This window comes from Streptomyces sp. CNP082 (assembly GCF_059570535.1).
In genome coordinates this window covers 1-14582 of record NZ_JCANSZ010000047.1, presented here as the reverse complement: position 1 = coordinate 14582, position 14582 = coordinate 1, and the positions used below count along the sequence as shown (strand labels likewise).

General features: G+C 75.1%; 17 protein-coding genes. 2 read left to right on the top strand and 15 right to left on the bottom strand.

Going from position 1 to position 14582, the window contains the following annotated elements; translation table 11 throughout:
* Positions 1–51: 51 nt before the first annotated feature.
* The 13 genes from B124_RS28630 to hisI all read right to left on the bottom strand — a co-directional run bounded on the left by B124_RS28630 (position 52) and on the right by hisI (position 10760).
* Complete coding sequence (locus B124_RS28630) at positions 52–780, bottom strand: VIT1/CCC1 transporter family protein (protein ID WP_496505879.1); 729 nt, start codon at positions 778–780, stop codon at positions 52–54.
* 573 nt (positions 781–1353) lie between these two features.
* On the bottom strand, positions 1354–2376 hold the full coding sequence (gene lgt / locus B124_RS28625; protein ID WP_496505878.1) for a prolipoprotein diacylglyceryl transferase: 1023 nt from the start codon (positions 2374–2376) through the stop codon (positions 1354–1356).
* A 242-nt stretch (positions 2377–2618) separates the two neighbouring features.
* Positions 2619–3395 carry a DsbA family protein gene (locus B124_RS28620; protein ID WP_496505877.1) on the bottom strand — a complete coding sequence of 259 codons (777 nt, stop codon included), beginning with the start codon at positions 3393–3395 and terminating at the stop codon, positions 2619–2621.
* 38 nt (positions 3396–3433) lie between these two features.
* On the bottom strand, positions 3434–3757 hold the full coding sequence (locus tag B124_RS28615) for a hypothetical protein (protein ID WP_496505876.1): 324 nt from the start codon (positions 3755–3757) through the stop codon (positions 3434–3436).
* 92 nt (positions 3758–3849) lie between these two features.
* Positions 3850–4683, bottom strand: coding sequence for a tryptophan synthase subunit alpha (trpA, locus tag B124_RS28610; protein ID WP_496505875.1), 834 nt, complete (start codon positions 4681–4683; stop codon positions 3850–3852).
* The gene (gene trpB / locus B124_RS28605) at positions 4680–5921 is read right to left on the bottom strand and encodes a tryptophan synthase subunit beta (RefSeq protein ID WP_496505874.1); all 1242 of its coding nucleotides are present in this window, start codon (positions 5919–5921) and stop codon (positions 4680–4682) included. The genes trpA and trpB overlap by 4 nt, the downstream gene beginning before the upstream one ends.
* Positions 5896–6231 (bottom strand): tryptophan biosynthesis modulator TrpM, encoded by a 336-nt coding sequence (gene trpM / locus B124_RS28600; RefSeq protein ID WP_496505912.1) that lies wholly within the window; start codon positions 6229–6231, stop codon positions 5896–5898. The genes trpB and trpM overlap by 26 nt, the downstream gene beginning before the upstream one ends.
* 19 nt (positions 6232–6250) lie before the next feature.
* Entirely contained in the window at positions 6251–7060 is an 810-nt protein-coding gene (gene trpC / locus B124_RS28595; RefSeq protein WP_496505873.1) for an indole-3-glycerol phosphate synthase TrpC, read from the bottom strand.
* Between the two features lie 153 nt (positions 7061–7213).
* A complete protein-coding gene (locus B124_RS28590; protein WP_496505872.1) occupies positions 7214–7657 on the bottom strand; it encodes a DUF2752 domain-containing protein in 444 nt (147 codons plus the stop codon).
* A gap of 160 nt (positions 7658–7817) precedes the next feature.
* Positions 7818–8042, bottom strand: coding sequence for an HGxxPAAW family protein (locus tag B124_RS28585; RefSeq protein WP_496505871.1), 225 nt, complete (start codon positions 8040–8042; stop codon positions 7818–7820).
* An 88-nt stretch (positions 8043–8130) separates the two neighbouring features.
* Entirely contained in the window at positions 8131–8748 is a 618-nt protein-coding gene (locus B124_RS28580; protein WP_496505870.1) for a TIGR02234 family membrane protein, read from the bottom strand.
* 90 nt (positions 8749–8838) lie between these two features.
* Positions 8839–10386: an anthranilate synthase component I gene (locus tag B124_RS28575; RefSeq protein ID WP_496505869.1), complete on the bottom strand. Its 1548-nt coding sequence runs from the start codon at positions 10384–10386 to the stop codon at positions 8839–8841.
* Positions 10383–10760 (bottom strand): phosphoribosyl-AMP cyclohydrolase, encoded by a 378-nt coding sequence (hisI, locus tag B124_RS28570; RefSeq protein WP_496505868.1) that lies wholly within the window; start codon positions 10758–10760, stop codon positions 10383–10385. Before hisI ends, B124_RS28575 begins: the two co-directional genes overlap by 4 nt.
* A 114-nt stretch (positions 10761–10874) precedes the next feature.
* Between hisI and B124_RS28565 the strand changes: the two genes are divergently transcribed.
* Together B124_RS28565 and B124_RS28560 are read left to right on the top strand one after the other, a co-directional pair.
* Positions 10875–11525: a hypothetical protein gene (locus B124_RS28565; RefSeq protein WP_496505867.1), complete on the top strand. Its 651-nt coding sequence runs from the start codon at positions 10875–10877 to the stop codon at positions 11523–11525.
* Positions 11526–11633: 108 nt separating this feature from the next.
* Positions 11634–12266 (top strand): TIGR03085 family metal-binding protein, encoded by a 633-nt coding sequence (locus B124_RS28560; protein ID WP_496505866.1) that lies wholly within the window; start codon positions 11634–11636, stop codon positions 12264–12266.
* Between the two features lie 46 nt (positions 12267–12312).
* On the opposite strand, the gene B124_RS28555 is transcribed toward B124_RS28560, so the two are convergent.
* The gene (locus B124_RS28555) at positions 12313–13632 is read right to left on the bottom strand and encodes an MFS transporter (RefSeq protein ID WP_496505911.1); all 1320 of its coding nucleotides are present in this window, start codon (positions 13630–13632) and stop codon (positions 12313–12315) included.
* 17 nt (positions 13633–13649) lie between these two features.
* Positions 13650–14234, bottom strand: a complete 585-nt coding sequence (locus tag B124_RS28550) for an ArsR/SmtB family transcription factor (protein WP_496505865.1) — start codon at positions 14232–14234, stop codon at positions 13650–13652.
* Between the last annotated feature and the right edge of the window lie 348 nt (positions 14235–14582).

Sequence of the window (14582 nt, the reverse complement as noted above, 5' to 3'; positions counted from 1 at the left end):
GACAGGCCGCTTTCGAGCATACGGGATTCAGCCGCGCCCGGCGCCCGGCCGTCAGCCCCCGACGGCGGCCCCGAAGAGCCCGCCAAGCCCGTACGTGACCGCCGCCGCGGCGCCGCCGAGGAGCAGTTGCCGCAGGCCGCTGTACCACCAGCTGCGGGCCGTGATGCGCGCCACCGCCGCACCGCAGGCGAAGAGCCCGGCCAAGGCGAGCAGCACCGCTGGCCACAGCGCCGTCGCGCCCAGCAGATACGGCAGCACCGGCAGCACGGCGCCCACGGCGAACGCGCCGAACGACGACGCCGCGGCCACCGTCGGCGACGGCAGGTCACCCGGGTCGACGCCCAGCTCCTCGCGGGCGTGGATCTCCAGCGCCTGCTCCGGGTCCCGCATGAGCTGCCTCGACACCTCGACGGCCAGCTCCGGGTCCACGCCGCGGGACACATACAGGTCGCTCAGCTCGCGCAGCTCGTCCTCCGGGTGCCGGCGCAGCTCGCGCCGCTCCACGTCCAGCTCGGCGAGGACCAGCTCGCGCTGGGAGGCGACCGAGGTGTACTCCCCCGCGGCCATCGAGAAGGCACCGGCCGCCAGCCCCGCGAGGCCGGTCAGCGCGATGGTCGTGGACGAGACCGAGCCACCGGCCACGCCGGTGATCAGCGCGAGGTTCGACACCAGGCCGTCCATCGCGCCGAAGACGGCGGGCCGCAGCCAGCCGCCGGTGACGTCGCGGTGGCTGTGGCCGTGCCGCTCGGCCGGCCGTCCCGCCTGCAGCCCAGCGGACATGGATCGCGCTCCCCTCGTCGATCTTCAGTTCGACGATACGCGGGGGGCGGGAGGCCCGCCAGCAAGGCAGGCCGTACTCACCTGGGGCCGGGCCTGCGGGACCGGCCCGCGGGGCGGACCACGTGGCGGCGGCAGCCGCGCGGCCGGTCACGACGCCGGGTCCCGACAGCGCCGTACGCGGACGGCACGCTGGCTGCCGGCCGCGGCAGCGGTCTCCCCGTGCAGCGCCGCGCACGTGGACCCCGCCCCGGGGTTCCGCCGCCGGGGCGCCGGACAGACTCCAGGGGACGATCCGGCCGGGAAATCCGCGCCGGACACGGGCAGGGCCGTCGCCGCGGGTGCGGCGACGGCCCTGCCGTTTTCCGGAGGTGCGCTGGGCGGCATGGGTCTGTCCGGCGGGTCGTCTCCCGGCCCGCTGGGGCACCGCCCGCGCGCGAAGCGCCGGGGGAACCCGGACCCGAACCGCCCGGCGTTGCGCAACGACATATGCGCCGGTATGCGGTCGACCGTCCGCCTCGCGTTACACGGCGCCGGACGCCGCGGCCTTCCCGGACCTGATCCGCCGGGCAGGCGCTACGTGTGCCGGCCGCGCTCGCCCGCGGGGGCGTCCCCGGCGGCCTCGGCCGCGGCGGGCGCCGGCTCCGGCTCACCGGCGTCGTCACCGGGCCCGGCCGCCTTGCCGGACTCGCCGTCCGCCGCGTCACCGGCCTCCGCGTCGCCGGCCTTCTTCTGGGCGCCGTCCGCGTCCGTGTCGCCGTCCCCGGGCTCGCCGTCCGCCGCGGCCGGCTCCACGACCTCCTCGCGGCCCGGCCGCTTCTTCGCCGACACCGCGATGTAGACGACCGCGGCGGCGAAGACGAGGATCGACGTCCAGACGTTGAGCCGCAGCCCGAGGATCTCGTGCGCCTCGTCCACGCGCATGTACTCGATCCAGCCGCGGCCCGCGGTGTAGCCCGCGACGTAGAGCGCGAAGGCCCGGCCGTGGCCGAGGCGGAAGCGCCGGTCCGCCCAGATCACCAGCAGCGCGACGCCGATGCACCACAGCGACTCGTACAGGAAGGTCGGGTGGAAGGTCTCGGCGGTGCCGGTGACGGAGTGGTCCGCGTCGATCTCGACGGCCCAGGAGACGTCGGTCTGCTTGCCGTACAGCTCCTGGTTGAACCAGTTCCCCCAGCGGCCCAGGGCCTGCGCGAGCGCGATGCCGGGCGCGACGGCGTCGGCGTAGGCCGGGATGGGGATGCCGCGGCGGCGGCAGCCGATCCAGGCGCCGAGCGCGCCCATCGCGATGGCGCCCCAGATGCCGAGGCCGCCCTCCCAGATCTCGAACGCCTTGAGCCAGTCGCCGCCCTCGCCGAAATACGGCTCGTACGTGGTGACGACGTGGTAGAGCCGGCCGCCGACGAGGCCGAAGGGCACGGCCCAGATGGCGATGTCCGCGACGGTCCCCGGCCGGCCGCCGCGCGCGATCCAGCGGCGCCCGCCGAGCCAGATGGCGGCGAAGATGCCGAGCAGGATGGCGAGGGCGTACCCGCGCAGCGGGACCGGTCCGAGGTGCCAGACCCCGTCGGAGGGACTGGGGATGTATGCGAGATCCATCCGTCTCCTAGCGCGCGCTGCCGACCTGCGTCTTGTATGCTCGTGAGCCTGCCTTCGGGCAGCGGTCAGGGCTTGGCCGCCCCTCCGTCACACAACGGAGGGGGAAGCCCCTCGGCCTCGGCCGAAGAGGGAGGAGTCACAGCAGGACCGACGGTACCGCGCCCTGCGGGGTGAGGCGAACCAGTCCGGCAACACCTGCATAACGGCCCCGTCCGCGTCAGTGCGGGCGAGGTCGTATCTCCTCAGCCCGCCGCGACGTCGCCGACGAGTTGCTTCAGCCGCTCCGGGGTGAGGTCCGAGCCCTGGCCGTAGATGTTCTCGCCGTCCAGCAGGACCGTGGGCGTGGAGTTGTGGCCGGACTCGCCGAAGGCGTCGTCGGAGGCGTCGACCCAGCCGTCGTACCTGCCGTCGTCGACGCAGGAGTCGAAGCGCTTGCCGCTCAGCCCGTCGACCTTGCCCGCCAGGTCCTTCAGATGCCCCTTGTCGGCGAAGGCGTCGTCGGTCTCCGGCGGCTGGTTGCGGAAGAGCACGTCGTGGTAGGGGACGAATCTGCCGGCGTCCTGGGCGCAGGCGGCGGCGTTGGCGGAGTTCAGCGAGCCGGAGCCGCCGAAGTTGCCGTCGATGAGCCTGACCAGCCGGTACTCCGTGCGCAGCTTCCCGGCGTCCTCCAGCTCGTTGATCGTCTTGCTGAAGCCGGCCTCGAACTGGCCGCAGGCGGGGCAGCGGAAGTCCTCGTACACGGTGAGGGCGGCCGGGGCGTCCGCCTTCCCCGCGGGCAGCGCGAGCCGGTCCTTGCCGACGGCGCCCTTCGGATACGCCACGGGCTTGTCGCCTTCGTCTCCGTCGCCGCTGTTCTGGTCGATGAGGATGCCGACCACCGCGATCACGGCGAGCACCCCCACCACCGCGGCGAGCACGACGAGCATGCGCCGCTGCTTGTCCTTGGACCTCTGCCGCTCACGCTCGGCCTGCATCCGCTCCCTGGCGGCGCGCTTTCCCTCGGGCTTGTTCTCGCTCACGCCCGGCTATAACGAGGGACCCGCCGCCCGGTGACGGATCAGAACACGCGCCCGTACTGCAGGTACGCGGCGGCGGCGGAGAGCACCAGGACGACCGAGACGAGGACCAGGCCGACGGTGAGGGCGCGCGGTACCGGAGCGTGCGGCATGCGCGGCCGGGGGCGGTGCATCCGGCGCGGCCGGGGGGCCGACTCGCGCCGGGCCTCCTCGGCGGCAAGCCGCTCCGTGACCTCATACCACCGGGCGGAGTGCTCCTTGGGCGCGGTGGCGTCTATCTGGCCCAGCGAGTCCTTCTGGAATCGCTCCCATATGTCATCGGGCAGACGCGACTCGTCGTCGGCGCCGGGCTGTTCGCCGGCCATCGGGCCCTCCCCAGTACGGCACGGATTGCTCTTTTCCAGGATCGCACGTCCGTACGCACCGCGGAGGGCCCTGTGGATAATGGCCACCGCCGTCAGGCCCGGCGGCGCACCCCCTCGGCCAGCTCGCCGGCCAGCGCTCGCACGGCCGCGAGGCCGGCCTCGTGGTCGTCGCCCGCGGCCAGCAGCCGCTTGACGAACGCCGAGCCGACGATCACGCCGTCGGCGAACCCGGCTACCTCGGCCGCCTGGGCGGCCGTCGAGACGCCGAGGCCGACGCAGACGGACAGGCCGCCGTCGCGTACCGCCTCGGTGGCGCGGGTGCGGCGGACCAGGTCCCGGGCCTCGCGGCCCACCGACTCGCGGGTGCCGGTGACGCCCATCAGCGACGCGGCGTAGACGAAGCCGCTACCGGCCGCCGTGATGGCCGAAAGCCGCTGCTCACGGCTGCTGGGGGCGACCACGAAGACCGTAGCCAGGTCGTGCTTGTCAGCCGCCTGCCGCCACGGTCCCGACTCCTCGACGGGCAGGTCGGGCAGGATGCAGCCCGCGCCGCCCGCCGCAGCCAGATCCCCGGCGAAGCGCTCGGGGCCGTAGCGGTCGACCGGGTTCCAGTACGTCATGCAGAGCACCGGGGCGTCCGTCGCGGCCTGCACCTCGGCGACCGTGCGGATGACGTCCTTGATGCGCAGCCCGCCGCGCAGCGCGATGTCGTCGGCGGTCTGGATCACCGGGCCGTCCAGCACCGGGTCGCTGTGCGGCAGGCCGACCTCGATGGCGTCGCAGCCGCCCTCGATCATGGCGGTCATGGCCCGTACGCCCGTGTCCACGTCCGGGAAGCCCGCCGGCAGGTAGCCGATGAGGGCCGCCCGGTCCGCCGCCTTCGCGGCGGCGAGCACGGCGTCGAGCCGCGCGATGTTCCCCGTCACCGGTCCGCCTCCTCGGCGTCGTAGAGCCCGAAGTAGCGGGCGGCGGTGTCCATGTCCTTGTCGCCGCGGCCGGAGAGGTTGACGACGATCAGGCCGTCGGGACCCAGCTCGCGGCCGATCTCCAGCGCGCCGGCGAGCGCGTGGGCGCTCTCGATGGCCGGGATGATGCCCTCGCTGCGCGACAGCAGCCGCAGCGCCTGCATGGCCTCGTCGTCGGTCACGGCCCGGTACTCGGCGCGGCCGGCGTCCTTGAGATAGGCGTGCTCGGGACCGACGCCGGGGTAGTCGAGGCCGGCGGAGATCGAGTACGGCTCGGTGATCTGGCCGTCCTCGTCCTGCAGCACGTACGACCGGGAGCCGTGCAGGATCCCGGGGTCGCCGAGGCTGAGGGTGGCGGCGTGCTCGCCGCTGGTCAGGCCGTGCCCGGCGGGCTCGCAGCCGACGAGGCGCACGGCGGGGTGCGGCAGGAAGGCGTGGAAGAGGCCGATGGCGTTGGAGCCGCCGCCGACGCAGGCCACGGCCGCGTCGGGCATCCGGCCCGTGCGGTCGAGCAGTTGCTGCCGGGCCTCGATGCCGATCACCCGGTGGAAGTCGCGTACGAGGGCGGGGAAGGGGTGCGGGCCCGCGACCGTACCGAAGAGGTAGTGGGTGTGCTCGACGTTGGCCACCCAGTCGCGGAACGCCTCGTTGATGGCGTCCTTCAGGGTGCGGCTGCCGGACTTCACCGGCACGACCTCGGCGCCGAGGATCCGCATGCGGGCGACGTTGAGCGCCTGCCGCTCGGTGTCGATCTCGCCCATGTAGACGGTGCACTCCAGGCCGAGGAGGGCGCAGGCGGTGGCGGTGGCCACGCCGTGCTGGCCCGCGCCGGTCTCGGCGATGACGCGGGTCTTGCCCATACGGCGGGTGAGCAGGGCCTGGCCCAGCACGTTGTTGATCTTGTGCGAGCCGGTGTGGTTGAGGTCCTCCCGCTTGAGGAAGACGCGGGCGCCGCCGGCCTGTGCGGCGAAGCGCGGCACCTCGGTGAGCGGGCTGGGCCGGCCGGTGTAGTTGACCAGCAGGTCGTTCAGCTCGGCGACGAACGACTCGTCGCCCTTGGCCTTCTCGTACGCGACGGCGACCTCGTCGACGGCCGCGCGGAGCGCCTCGGGGATGAACTTGCCGCCGTACGCGCCGAAATAGCCCTCGGCGGTCGGGACCTGACGCTCTGGGTCAGGGATGAAGAAGTCTGCGGACATGGGTGATCCTCGGTCGGAACGGATGACGGACGGCGTGGGAACACGCCGCCTGCCATCGCATGCCGTTGATCTGACCGGGCTCGGCCCCGATGTGATAGCGCACGCGCCGCCCGCGGACGCGCCGCGCGGGCGCCCGGCAGCCACGGGGGCGGCACCCGGGGGCGAGAACGCCTCCGGCTGTGGGGACACCGGTGCGCCCCGCTCGCCGACCGCCCGCCGCGGCGGAGCCGTCGGGGCGGGCGCGGGACGCCGCGCGGGCGGTCGGCGCGGCGCCGGTGTGCGCGGCGGGGGGCGGGGGCGGGTGGTCCATGTCCGGGGTCACCGGGGCGTCAGCCACGCCCGTGGCGGAGCGCGGGGTGGGCGCCGGCGGCGACGAGGTCGGCGACGGCGGCGCGCGGGTCCTTGCCGGTGACCAGGGACTCGCCGACGAGCACGGCGTCAGCGCCGTCGTTCGCGTACGCGATGAGGTCGTGCGGGCCGCGCACGCCGGACTCGGCGATCTTGACGATGTGGCCGGGGATCTCGGCGGCCACCCGGCCGAAGTTGCCGCGGTCCACCTCAAGCGTTTTGAGGTTCCGCGCGTTCACCCCGATGATCTTCGCCCCGGCGGCCACGGCGCGCTCGGTCTCCTCCTCGTCGTGCACCTCGACCAGCGGCGTGAGCCCGATGGACTCGGCCCGCTCCACCAGCGAGACCAGCGCTTCCTGGTCCAGCGCGGCGACGATCAGCAGCACCAGGTCGGCGCCGTACGCCCGCGCCTCCCAGAGCTGGTACGCCGTGACGACGAAGTCCTTGCGCAGCACCGGCAGGTCCACCTTGGCGCGCACGGCCTCCAGGTCCGCCAGCGAGCCGCCGAAGCGGCGCTGCTCGGTCAGGACGCTGATGACGGCGGCGCCGCCCGCCTCGTAGTCCGCGGCGAGCGCGGCGGGGTCGGCGATGGCCGCGAGCGCGCCCTTGGACGGGCTGGAGCGCTTGACCTCGCAGATGACGCCGACGCTGTCGCCGCGCAGCGCGGCCACCCCGTCCCGCGCCTCGGGGGCCCGGGTGGCGCGCTCCTTGAGTTCGTCGAGGCTGACCCGGGTCTGCCGCTCGGCGAGGTCCTCGCGCACGCCGTCAATGATCTCGTCGAGCACACTCACGCGAGCGGACCCCTTTCTGCTGGCGCCGGTGCCGGCCGGTGCGGAACACCGGCCGCCGGCGGGCGGCTGTTCGGGTACCTGCGATGGTATCCGGCACCGGGCGGAAGCCCCGAATCCGGACCTTCTCCGTCCCACCAGCCGGACACGGTGCGGCTACGGTCCCAGCACCGCCCCGAACGGCAGGTTCCGCAGCAGCGTAAACGCCGCGACCAGCGCGAACAGCACCGACCCCACCGGCAGCGCCGCCGCCGGCCGAAAGCGCACGGAGGGCCGGGGCGCGCCGCGGCGGGGACGTACGGCCGCCAGCAGCCACCCGAGCAGCGCCACGGCGAGGGCCGCCGCGGCGGCGGTCACGAGGGCGTTGGCGCCCAGCGCCGCGGCCACGTCGCCGTGGGCGAGCGCGTGCGCGCAGCGCAGGCCGCCGCAGCCGGGGCAGGCCAGGCCCGTGTACGCCAGGACGGGGCAGGGCGGGTAGCGGCCGGGCTCGTTCGGGTCGGCGGCGCCGACCGCGGCGAGGCCGGCGAGGGCGCAGCCCAGCGCGGCGAGCGGGGGCGCGAGGCGCCGCAGCGGGGCGGTCGCGGCGGTACGGGCGGACACACCCGGATTGTCCCGATGCCGGTGCAGGTACGCATCCCCCGCGGCCCGGAGAGGTGACGCGGGGCCGGGGAGGGGTGCGACGCGACGCGCCCCCGGCCCGGGGCTTCCCGGCCGGGGGCGGAGCGCGGACCGTACCTGCCGGACGCCGACTGCTCGCCGGCTACTCGCCGACGAGGCGCACCGGCGGCGACGGCTTCTTGCCCAGGCCCATGCCCCGCATCACGGCGCCGACCACGCCGCCGATGGGGATGATGATCAGGCTCAGCCAGAACAGCACGGGCTTGTCCATCACCATCAGGGCGCCCGAGACGCAGAACCCGATGATGATGATGGTCGCCGTGGCCCATGCCGCCGGCGTCCGTCCGTGGTGGTAGGTCTCGGCCATCCTGCGCTCCTTGAAACGTACAAACGCTCATATCACCAGACGTGGCCATTGTCCCCGATCGGTCCACGCCTCTGACGCCGGGGGCCGGTCAGCCCCCGCTGGTGGGGTCCTCGCCGCGGTCGAGAGCCTTCCACAGCTCCTCCGGCCGCTCCGGGTCCGCGGGTGCGGCCCGCCGGGGGCGGGCGGCGGCGCCGGAGGCGCCCGGGCGCTCGTAGCGGCCGGACATCGCCGGCCAGCCGGAACCGTACCGCAGCGCGAGCACACCGGCGCACAGCAGCAGCACGCCGCCGGCCAGGCTCACCCAGGGCCAGGCGGTGTGGCTGACGGCGTCGACCACGGCGTCGGTGAGGCCGGCGGCCTCGGCCGCCTCGTCGTCGAGCGCGGCGGAGTCGGAGGCGCCGACGGCGGAGGCGGCGATCACGCCGACGCCGCTGAGCGTGAGCAGCGCGGCGACCACTGTGCGGCCGGCGCGGCGGACGGCGAAGACGGCGACGAGGGCGGCGAGCCCGACGATCGCCAGCGCGGACGGTACGCCGGTGACGTCCCGGCCGCCGGCGGTGACCGGCAGCGCGGTGTCCGCGACGGGGGTGGGGGCCTCGCCCTCGGCCCAGGTGCGGCCGGCGGCGACGAGGACCAGGGCGGCCCCGAGCGCGCCGGAGAGCAGGGCGGCGGCGAGGGGGGTGCGGGAGCCGGACTGAGCTGTCACCCGGCAAGTGTCTCGCACCCGCCGGGCCCGGTTCAGGCAGGGGGCGCGGGTGGGACGGATGCGCACGCCGCGCCCGCCGTACGCGCCCCGCTACCCCGCCGGCTGCCCGCCCGCGCGGGACAGGTGCCCCGCCGCCGCGACCGCCCGGAGCACCGCCGCCGCCTTGTTGCGGCACTCCGCGTCCTCCGCCGCCGGGTCGGAGTCCGCCACGATGCCCGCGCCGGCCTGCACGTACGCCGTGCCGTCGCGCAGCAGCGCGGTGCGGATCGCGATCGCGGTGTCCGCGTCGCCGGCGAAGTCCAGGTACCCGACGCAACCGCCGTACAGGCCGCGCCGCGTGGGCTCCAGCTCCTCGATGATCTGCAGCGCCCGCGGCTTGGGCGCACCCGACAGCGTCCCGGCGGGGAAGCACGCGGTGAGCACGTCGAACGCGGTGCGTCCCGGGGCGAGCCGGCCGGTGACCGTGGAGACGATGTGCATGACGTGGCTGTAGCGCTCGACCGACATGAAGTCCACGACCTCGACGCTGCCGGGCTCGCAGACCCGGCCGAGGTCGTTGCGCCCGAGGTCGACGAGCATCAGGTGCTCGGCGCGCTCCTTCTCGTCGGCGAGCAACTCCTCGGCCAGCGCCGCGTCCTGCTGCGGGGTGTCGCCGCGCGGGCGCGTACCGGCGATGGGGTGCAGCAGGGCGCGCCCGTCCTCGACCTTGACCAGCGCCTCGGGGCTGGAGCCGACGATGTCGAACGCGCCGGAGCCGGTGTCGGGCAGCCGGATCAGGTACATGTACGGGCTGGGGTTGGTGGCCCGCAGCACGCGGTAGACGTCGAGGGCGCTCGCCTCGCACGGCGTCTCGAACCGCTGCGAGGGCACGACCTGGAACGCCTCCCCCGCCCTGATCCGCTCCTTGATGTCCGCGACCGCCGCCCTGAACTGCGCGGCGCCCCACAGCTCCCCGTACTCCGGCAGCGCGGAGGGCGGCAGCGGCGCCGCGCTCGCGGCGGTGGGGCGGGCGAGGCCGGCGGTCATCGCGTCGAGCCGGGCGACCGCGTCGTCGTACGCCTCGTCGACGCCCGTGTCGAGGTCGTTGTGGTTGATCGCGTTGGCGATCAGCAGGACGCTGCCGTCCCAGTGGTCGAGGACTGCGAGGTCGGAGGCGAGCAGCATCGTCATCTCCGGCAGCCGCAGGTCGTCACGGGCGCTGTCGCCGATACGCTCCAGCCGCCGCACGGCGTCGTACCCGAGATAGCCGACCATGCCGCCGGTGAAGGGCGGCAGCGTCCCCCGGCCGTCGGTGCGCTCGTGCAGGTCGCGCGGAGTGTGCAGGGCCTCGACGGTGGCGCGCAGCGCGGCCAGCGGGTCGCCCCCGGTGGGCAGGCCGACGGGCGGGGTGCCGAGCCAGTGGGCCCGGCCGTCACGCTCGGTGAGCGTGGCGGCGCTGCGCACGCCGACGAACGAGTACCGCGACCATGTGCGGCCGTTCTCCGCGGACTCCAGCAGGAACGTGCCGGGGCGCTCGCCGGCGAGCTTGCGGTACAGCCCCACGGGGGTGTCGCCGTCGGCCAGCAGGCGACGCACGACAGGGATGACGCGGCGGTCCTTGGCCAGCGTGTGGAACGTCTCCCGGTCAGGGGTGGTCATCCGGCACCGCCCACGGTCAGCTCGCGGCCGTCGAAGCAGGTGCGGGTGCCGGTGTGGCAGGCGGGGCCGACCTGGTCGACCCGGACGAGCACGGTGTCGGCGTCGCAGTCGAGGGCGACCGACTTCACATGCTGCACGTGCCCGGACGTCTCGCCCTTGACCCAGTACTCCTTTCGGCTGCGGCTGTAGTACGTGCCGCGGCCGGTGGTCAGCGTACGGTGCAGCGCTTCGTCGTCCATCCACGCCAGCATGAGCACTTCGCCCGTGTCGTACTGCTGCACGACGGCGGGCAGCATGCCGTCGGTGTTCCGTTTCAGGCGCGCCGCGACGGCGGGATCGAGGTCGGAGGGCCGCGCGGGCCGGTTGCCGGTCATGGGGCCATTGTGCCAAGAGGGACGGACACACCACGGTGCCAGAGGGCGCGACGCGCGCGGCCGGGGATGGCCCTTCCGGCACATCGGTACGTGTCGATAGGGCATGCTTCGCCCATGACCAACCCTCCTCCGGATCCGCCCGCAAGACCCCGCGGGCCGAAGCCCGCCGTCACCGCTGCGGTGGCCGCGGCCCTGCTCGTCGCCGTGGCGCTCGCCGCCTTCCTCGCGCTGCGCGGCGGCGACGGCGACCGGACGGAGGCGGGCGGCCCGCGACCGCTGGGCAGCGCGGAGCGGCCGGCGGGTCAGGACAGCCTCGGCGGCGCCCCGGAGACGAAGAGCGCGAGCGCGGGGGCGGCGGCGGGCACCACGGACGCGCGGGGGGACCTGGAGCCGAGCGAGTCGCACATCCCGTACGTGGTGCTGCGCACCGGCGAGTGCTTCGACCACCCCTCGCTGGACACCGCCGTGGAGTCGGTCGAGACCCGCTCGTGCACCGGCCCGCACGACGGCGAGATCATCGCCAACCGCACGCTCAGCGGCGACTTCCCGGACGGCGACGCGCTCGACGACCAGGCGCTGGGACTGTGCCAGCGGGCCGCGGAGGAGAGGCTGGAGACGATGCCGGCCGACGGGCGGCACTACTTCTACTACGCGCTGTACCCGACGCTGACGACGTACGAATACCAGAGCCAGGACGAGATCTCCTGCGCGCTGACCCTGAGCACCGAGCCCGACGGCCCGAAGCTGACCCAGCCGCTGCCGTGACCCCGGCCCGTGCCGCCGGCGCGGGCTCGCCCTCCCCGCAGCCGCGGCCGTCTGCGGCGCCGCGTGCCCCGGCAACTCCGGCGGCTCCCGCGGCCGTAGTGTGGCCGCATGACAACCCATGCGAAGCGCGAACGGCTGCTCCTCGCCGATCTCCTGGAGGGCGCCGGGCCCGAGGCGCCGACGCTGTGCGCGGGCTGGACGACGTACGACCTGGCCGCGCACGTGGTCGTGCGCGAACGCCGGCAGGACGCGGCGGGCGGCATCCTGTTCAAGCCGCTGCAGAACCGGCTGGAGCGCGTGCAGGCGGAGTTCCGGCAGAGGCCGTACGAGGAGCTGGTCGGGCTCATCCGCAGCGGGCCGCCGCGGTTCTCGCCGTTCGCGCTGAAGCAGGTCGACGAGGCCGCGAACGTCGTGGAGTTCTACGTCCACGCCGAGGACGTCCGCCGCGCGCAGCCCGGCTACACGCCGCGGGAGCTGGACCCGGTCTTCTCCGACGCCCTGTGGCAGCGCCTGGAGCGCGGCGCCCGGATGATGGGCCGCAAGTCGCCCGTGGGGCTGGTGCTGCGCCGGCCCGACGGGCAGACGGCGGTGGCCCACCGGGGCGCGCCGGTGGTCACGGTGACCGGGGAGCCGGGGGAGCTGCTGCTGTTCGCCACCGGGCGGCAGGAGGCGGCGAAGGCGGAGCTGGAGGGCGACGAGGACGCCGTGGCGCAGGCGCAGTCGGCGCCGCTCGGCATCTGACCCCGGGCGGCGGGGAGTTGCACCGGGCGGCGAGGCGCAGGTTCCGCTACGGGGCCGGGGCGGGCGGCCGGTCCGGCAGCGGGCCCGTACCGGCGCGGCGGCTGCGGCGCACGGCGCGGGCGCGGGGCAGCTCGGCCCGGCGCACGGCGGGCGCGGCGAGGCAGACGACGGCGCCCAGGCAACTGAACGCGCCGCAGGCGAGGAAGACCGGCGCGCTGCCCCAGGCGCCGATGGCCGCGCCGACCAGGGGGTAGCACAGCGGCGCGAGCCCCAGGCCGGTCAGGCTGGTGGCGGCGGTGACGCGGCCGAGGCAGGCGGGTGCGGCGGAGGTCTGGATCAGCGCGTACGCCAGTCCCCCGCAGACGCCGCCCGCGAGGCCGCCCAGTGCGCAGGCGGCGACCGCGAGCCCGTGGGAGGGCGCGAGCGCGACGCAGCCGAGCGCGGCGCCGGCGGCGACGAGGGTGGCGGCGTGGACGAGTCCGGGGCGCGGCAGCCGGCCGGCGACGGCCAGGAACAGCGCGCCGGCGCCGGCGCCGAGGCCGAACGCGCCGACGAGCCAGCCGAGTCCGGCCGCGCCCCAGCCGCGTTCGGCGGCGAGGAGGACGAGGCCGACGTTGAGCGGGCCGTTGAGGCCGAACTCGCTGAGCGCGCCGGAGAGGACGAGCGGCCCGATGAGCCGGTGGCCGCGCACGTACCGCAGTCCCTCGCGCAACTCCCGCCCGGCGCCCGCCGGATGCGCCCGCTCCGCCGACCCGCCGGGTGCGCCGGATGCGTCCGGTGTGTCCGGTGTGTCCGGCAGGGGGCGTACGCGCAGCGTGAGCAGCAGCGGCACCGACGCGGCGAACAGCAGCCCCGCCGCCGCGAACGCCGCCGCCGGCCCGCCCAGCACCAGCGCGTACCCGCCGACCGGCGCCGCCGCCGCACCGCCCAGGCGCAGCGCCAGCGCCCGCAGCCCGGCGATCCGGCCCAGCTCCTCCGGCGGCGCGAGCCGCGCCGGCAGCGCCCCGACCGCGGGCAGGAACAGCGCGTCGACCACGCCGAACGCCAGGGCCACCGCGACCAGCAGCCACAGCCCGGGGGCGGCGATCCCCACGGCGGCGGCGGTGCCCAGGATGAGGACGCAGCGCACCGCGTCGGCGCCGATGACGACCCGGCGCGGCCCAAAGCGGTCGGCGACCACTCCCCCGCCGAGCAGCAGCACCGCGCGCGGCACCGAGCCCGCGGCCATCACCACGCCGGTCTCCGCCGGGCCCGCGACCCGCTGCGCGGCCCACCCGAGGGCGAGGAAGAACACGCCGTCGCCGAGCACGGAGAGGGCGTACGCCACGAGCCACCGCAGGACGGCGGCGTCGCGGTACGACGGCAGGGGCGCGGGCGCCCGGCTCACGGGCGGAAGGGGAAGCCGTAGAGGTGCAGGGCGACGGTCTCGCGGTCCGGGGAGCCCTCCGCCTCCGCCGCCTCGGCCCGCTCCCGCCACCTGAGGACGAACGCGCCCATCTCCTCCGCCAGCTCCTGCAGTTCGGCCGCCGTCAGCCGCAGGGTGTACTCCGAGCTGAACGCCGCCCGCGTCCACTCCCGGCCCCACCCGGCCTGCTGGTCCAGGTAGTTGAGGTACGTACGGCTCCGGGTGGCCAGCAGCTCGCGGGTGACGCCTGTCAGCGCCGCCGTGCCCTCCGGGGTGTCGTCGAAGTCCGCGGACCGGAAGCTGAACGACCGCTTAGCCGAGACCCGCCACCAGCGCTCGCGCCCGTCCCGGCCCTGCTCCGCCGCCTCCTCGATGAAGCCGTGCCCGGCGAGCTTGCGCAGGTGGTAACTGACCAGCGACACCGCCTCGCCGGCCTGCTCCGCGAGGTGCGACGCGGTCGCGGTGCGGGCCGCCGTGAGCAGCCGGTACAGCTCGATCCGCAACGGGTGGGTGAACGCCTTCAGTTGCTCCAGCTCGGTGATCCGCTCAGGTTCTCTCCCCATGCGGGCACCGTAGATACGAAAGAAGTGTTGCGCAATATTTCCTTCGCAACCCGCGGCGGTCCGGGCCGCCTACGGACGCTGTTGGTTTAATCCGGGGGCCTGCGTGACGTCGGCCTGTGTGACCCCGTTGGGGTTGTGCAGGCCGTCGTCGTGCTTCTGGGGTGGGTTCGTGTCGTTGCGTGGGGTGGAGTTGGCGGAGATCCCGGAGGAGACCGTGCGGTTGGCGCGTGCGGTGTTCCCGAAGGGCTGTCTGGTGATGCGGGTGCGGGATGCGCTCGGGCCGGTCTTCGCTGACGCCGACTTCGAGGAGCTGTTTCCGGTGCGGGGGCGTCCGGCGGTGTCGCCGGC

Coding starts and splice junctions, on each gene's coding strand:
- trpB (WP_496505874.1), bottom strand. CDS start 5,921: ATGTCCGCAGACTTCTTCATCCCTGACCCAGAGCGTCAGGTCCCGACC.
- trpM (WP_496505912.1), bottom strand. CDS start 6,231: ATGGACCACCCGCCCCCGCCCCCCGCCGCGCACACCGGCGCCGCGCCG.
- B124_RS28630 (WP_496505879.1), bottom strand. CDS start 780: ATGTCCGCTGGGCTGCAGGCGGGACGGCCGGCCGAGCGGCACGGCCAC.
- B124_RS28550 (WP_496505865.1), bottom strand. CDS start 14,234: ATGGGGAGAGAACCTGAGCGGATCACCGAGCTGGAGCAACTGAAGGCG.
- B124_RS28615 (WP_496505876.1), bottom strand. CDS start 3,757: ATGGCCGGCGAACAGCCCGGCGCCGACGACGAGTCGCGTCTGCCCGAT.
- B124_RS28560 (WP_496505866.1), top strand. CDS start 11,634: ATGACAACCCATGCGAAGCGCGAACGGCTGCTCCTCGCCGATCTCCTG.
- lgt (WP_496505878.1), bottom strand. CDS start 2,376: ATGGATCTCGCATACATCCCCAGTCCCTCCGACGGGGTCTGGCACCTC.
- B124_RS28575 (WP_496505869.1), bottom strand. CDS start 10,386: ATGACCACCCCTGACCGGGAGACGTTCCACACGCTGGCCAAGGACCGC.
- B124_RS28565 (WP_496505867.1), top strand. CDS start 10,875: ATGACCAACCCTCCTCCGGATCCGCCCGCAAGACCCCGCGGGCCGAAG.
- hisI (WP_496505868.1), bottom strand. CDS start 10,760: ATGACCGGCAACCGGCCCGCGCGGCCCTCCGACCTCGATCCCGCCGTC.
- B124_RS28585 (WP_496505871.1), bottom strand. CDS start 8,042: ATGGCCGAGACCTACCACCACGGACGGACGCCGGCGGCATGGGCCACG.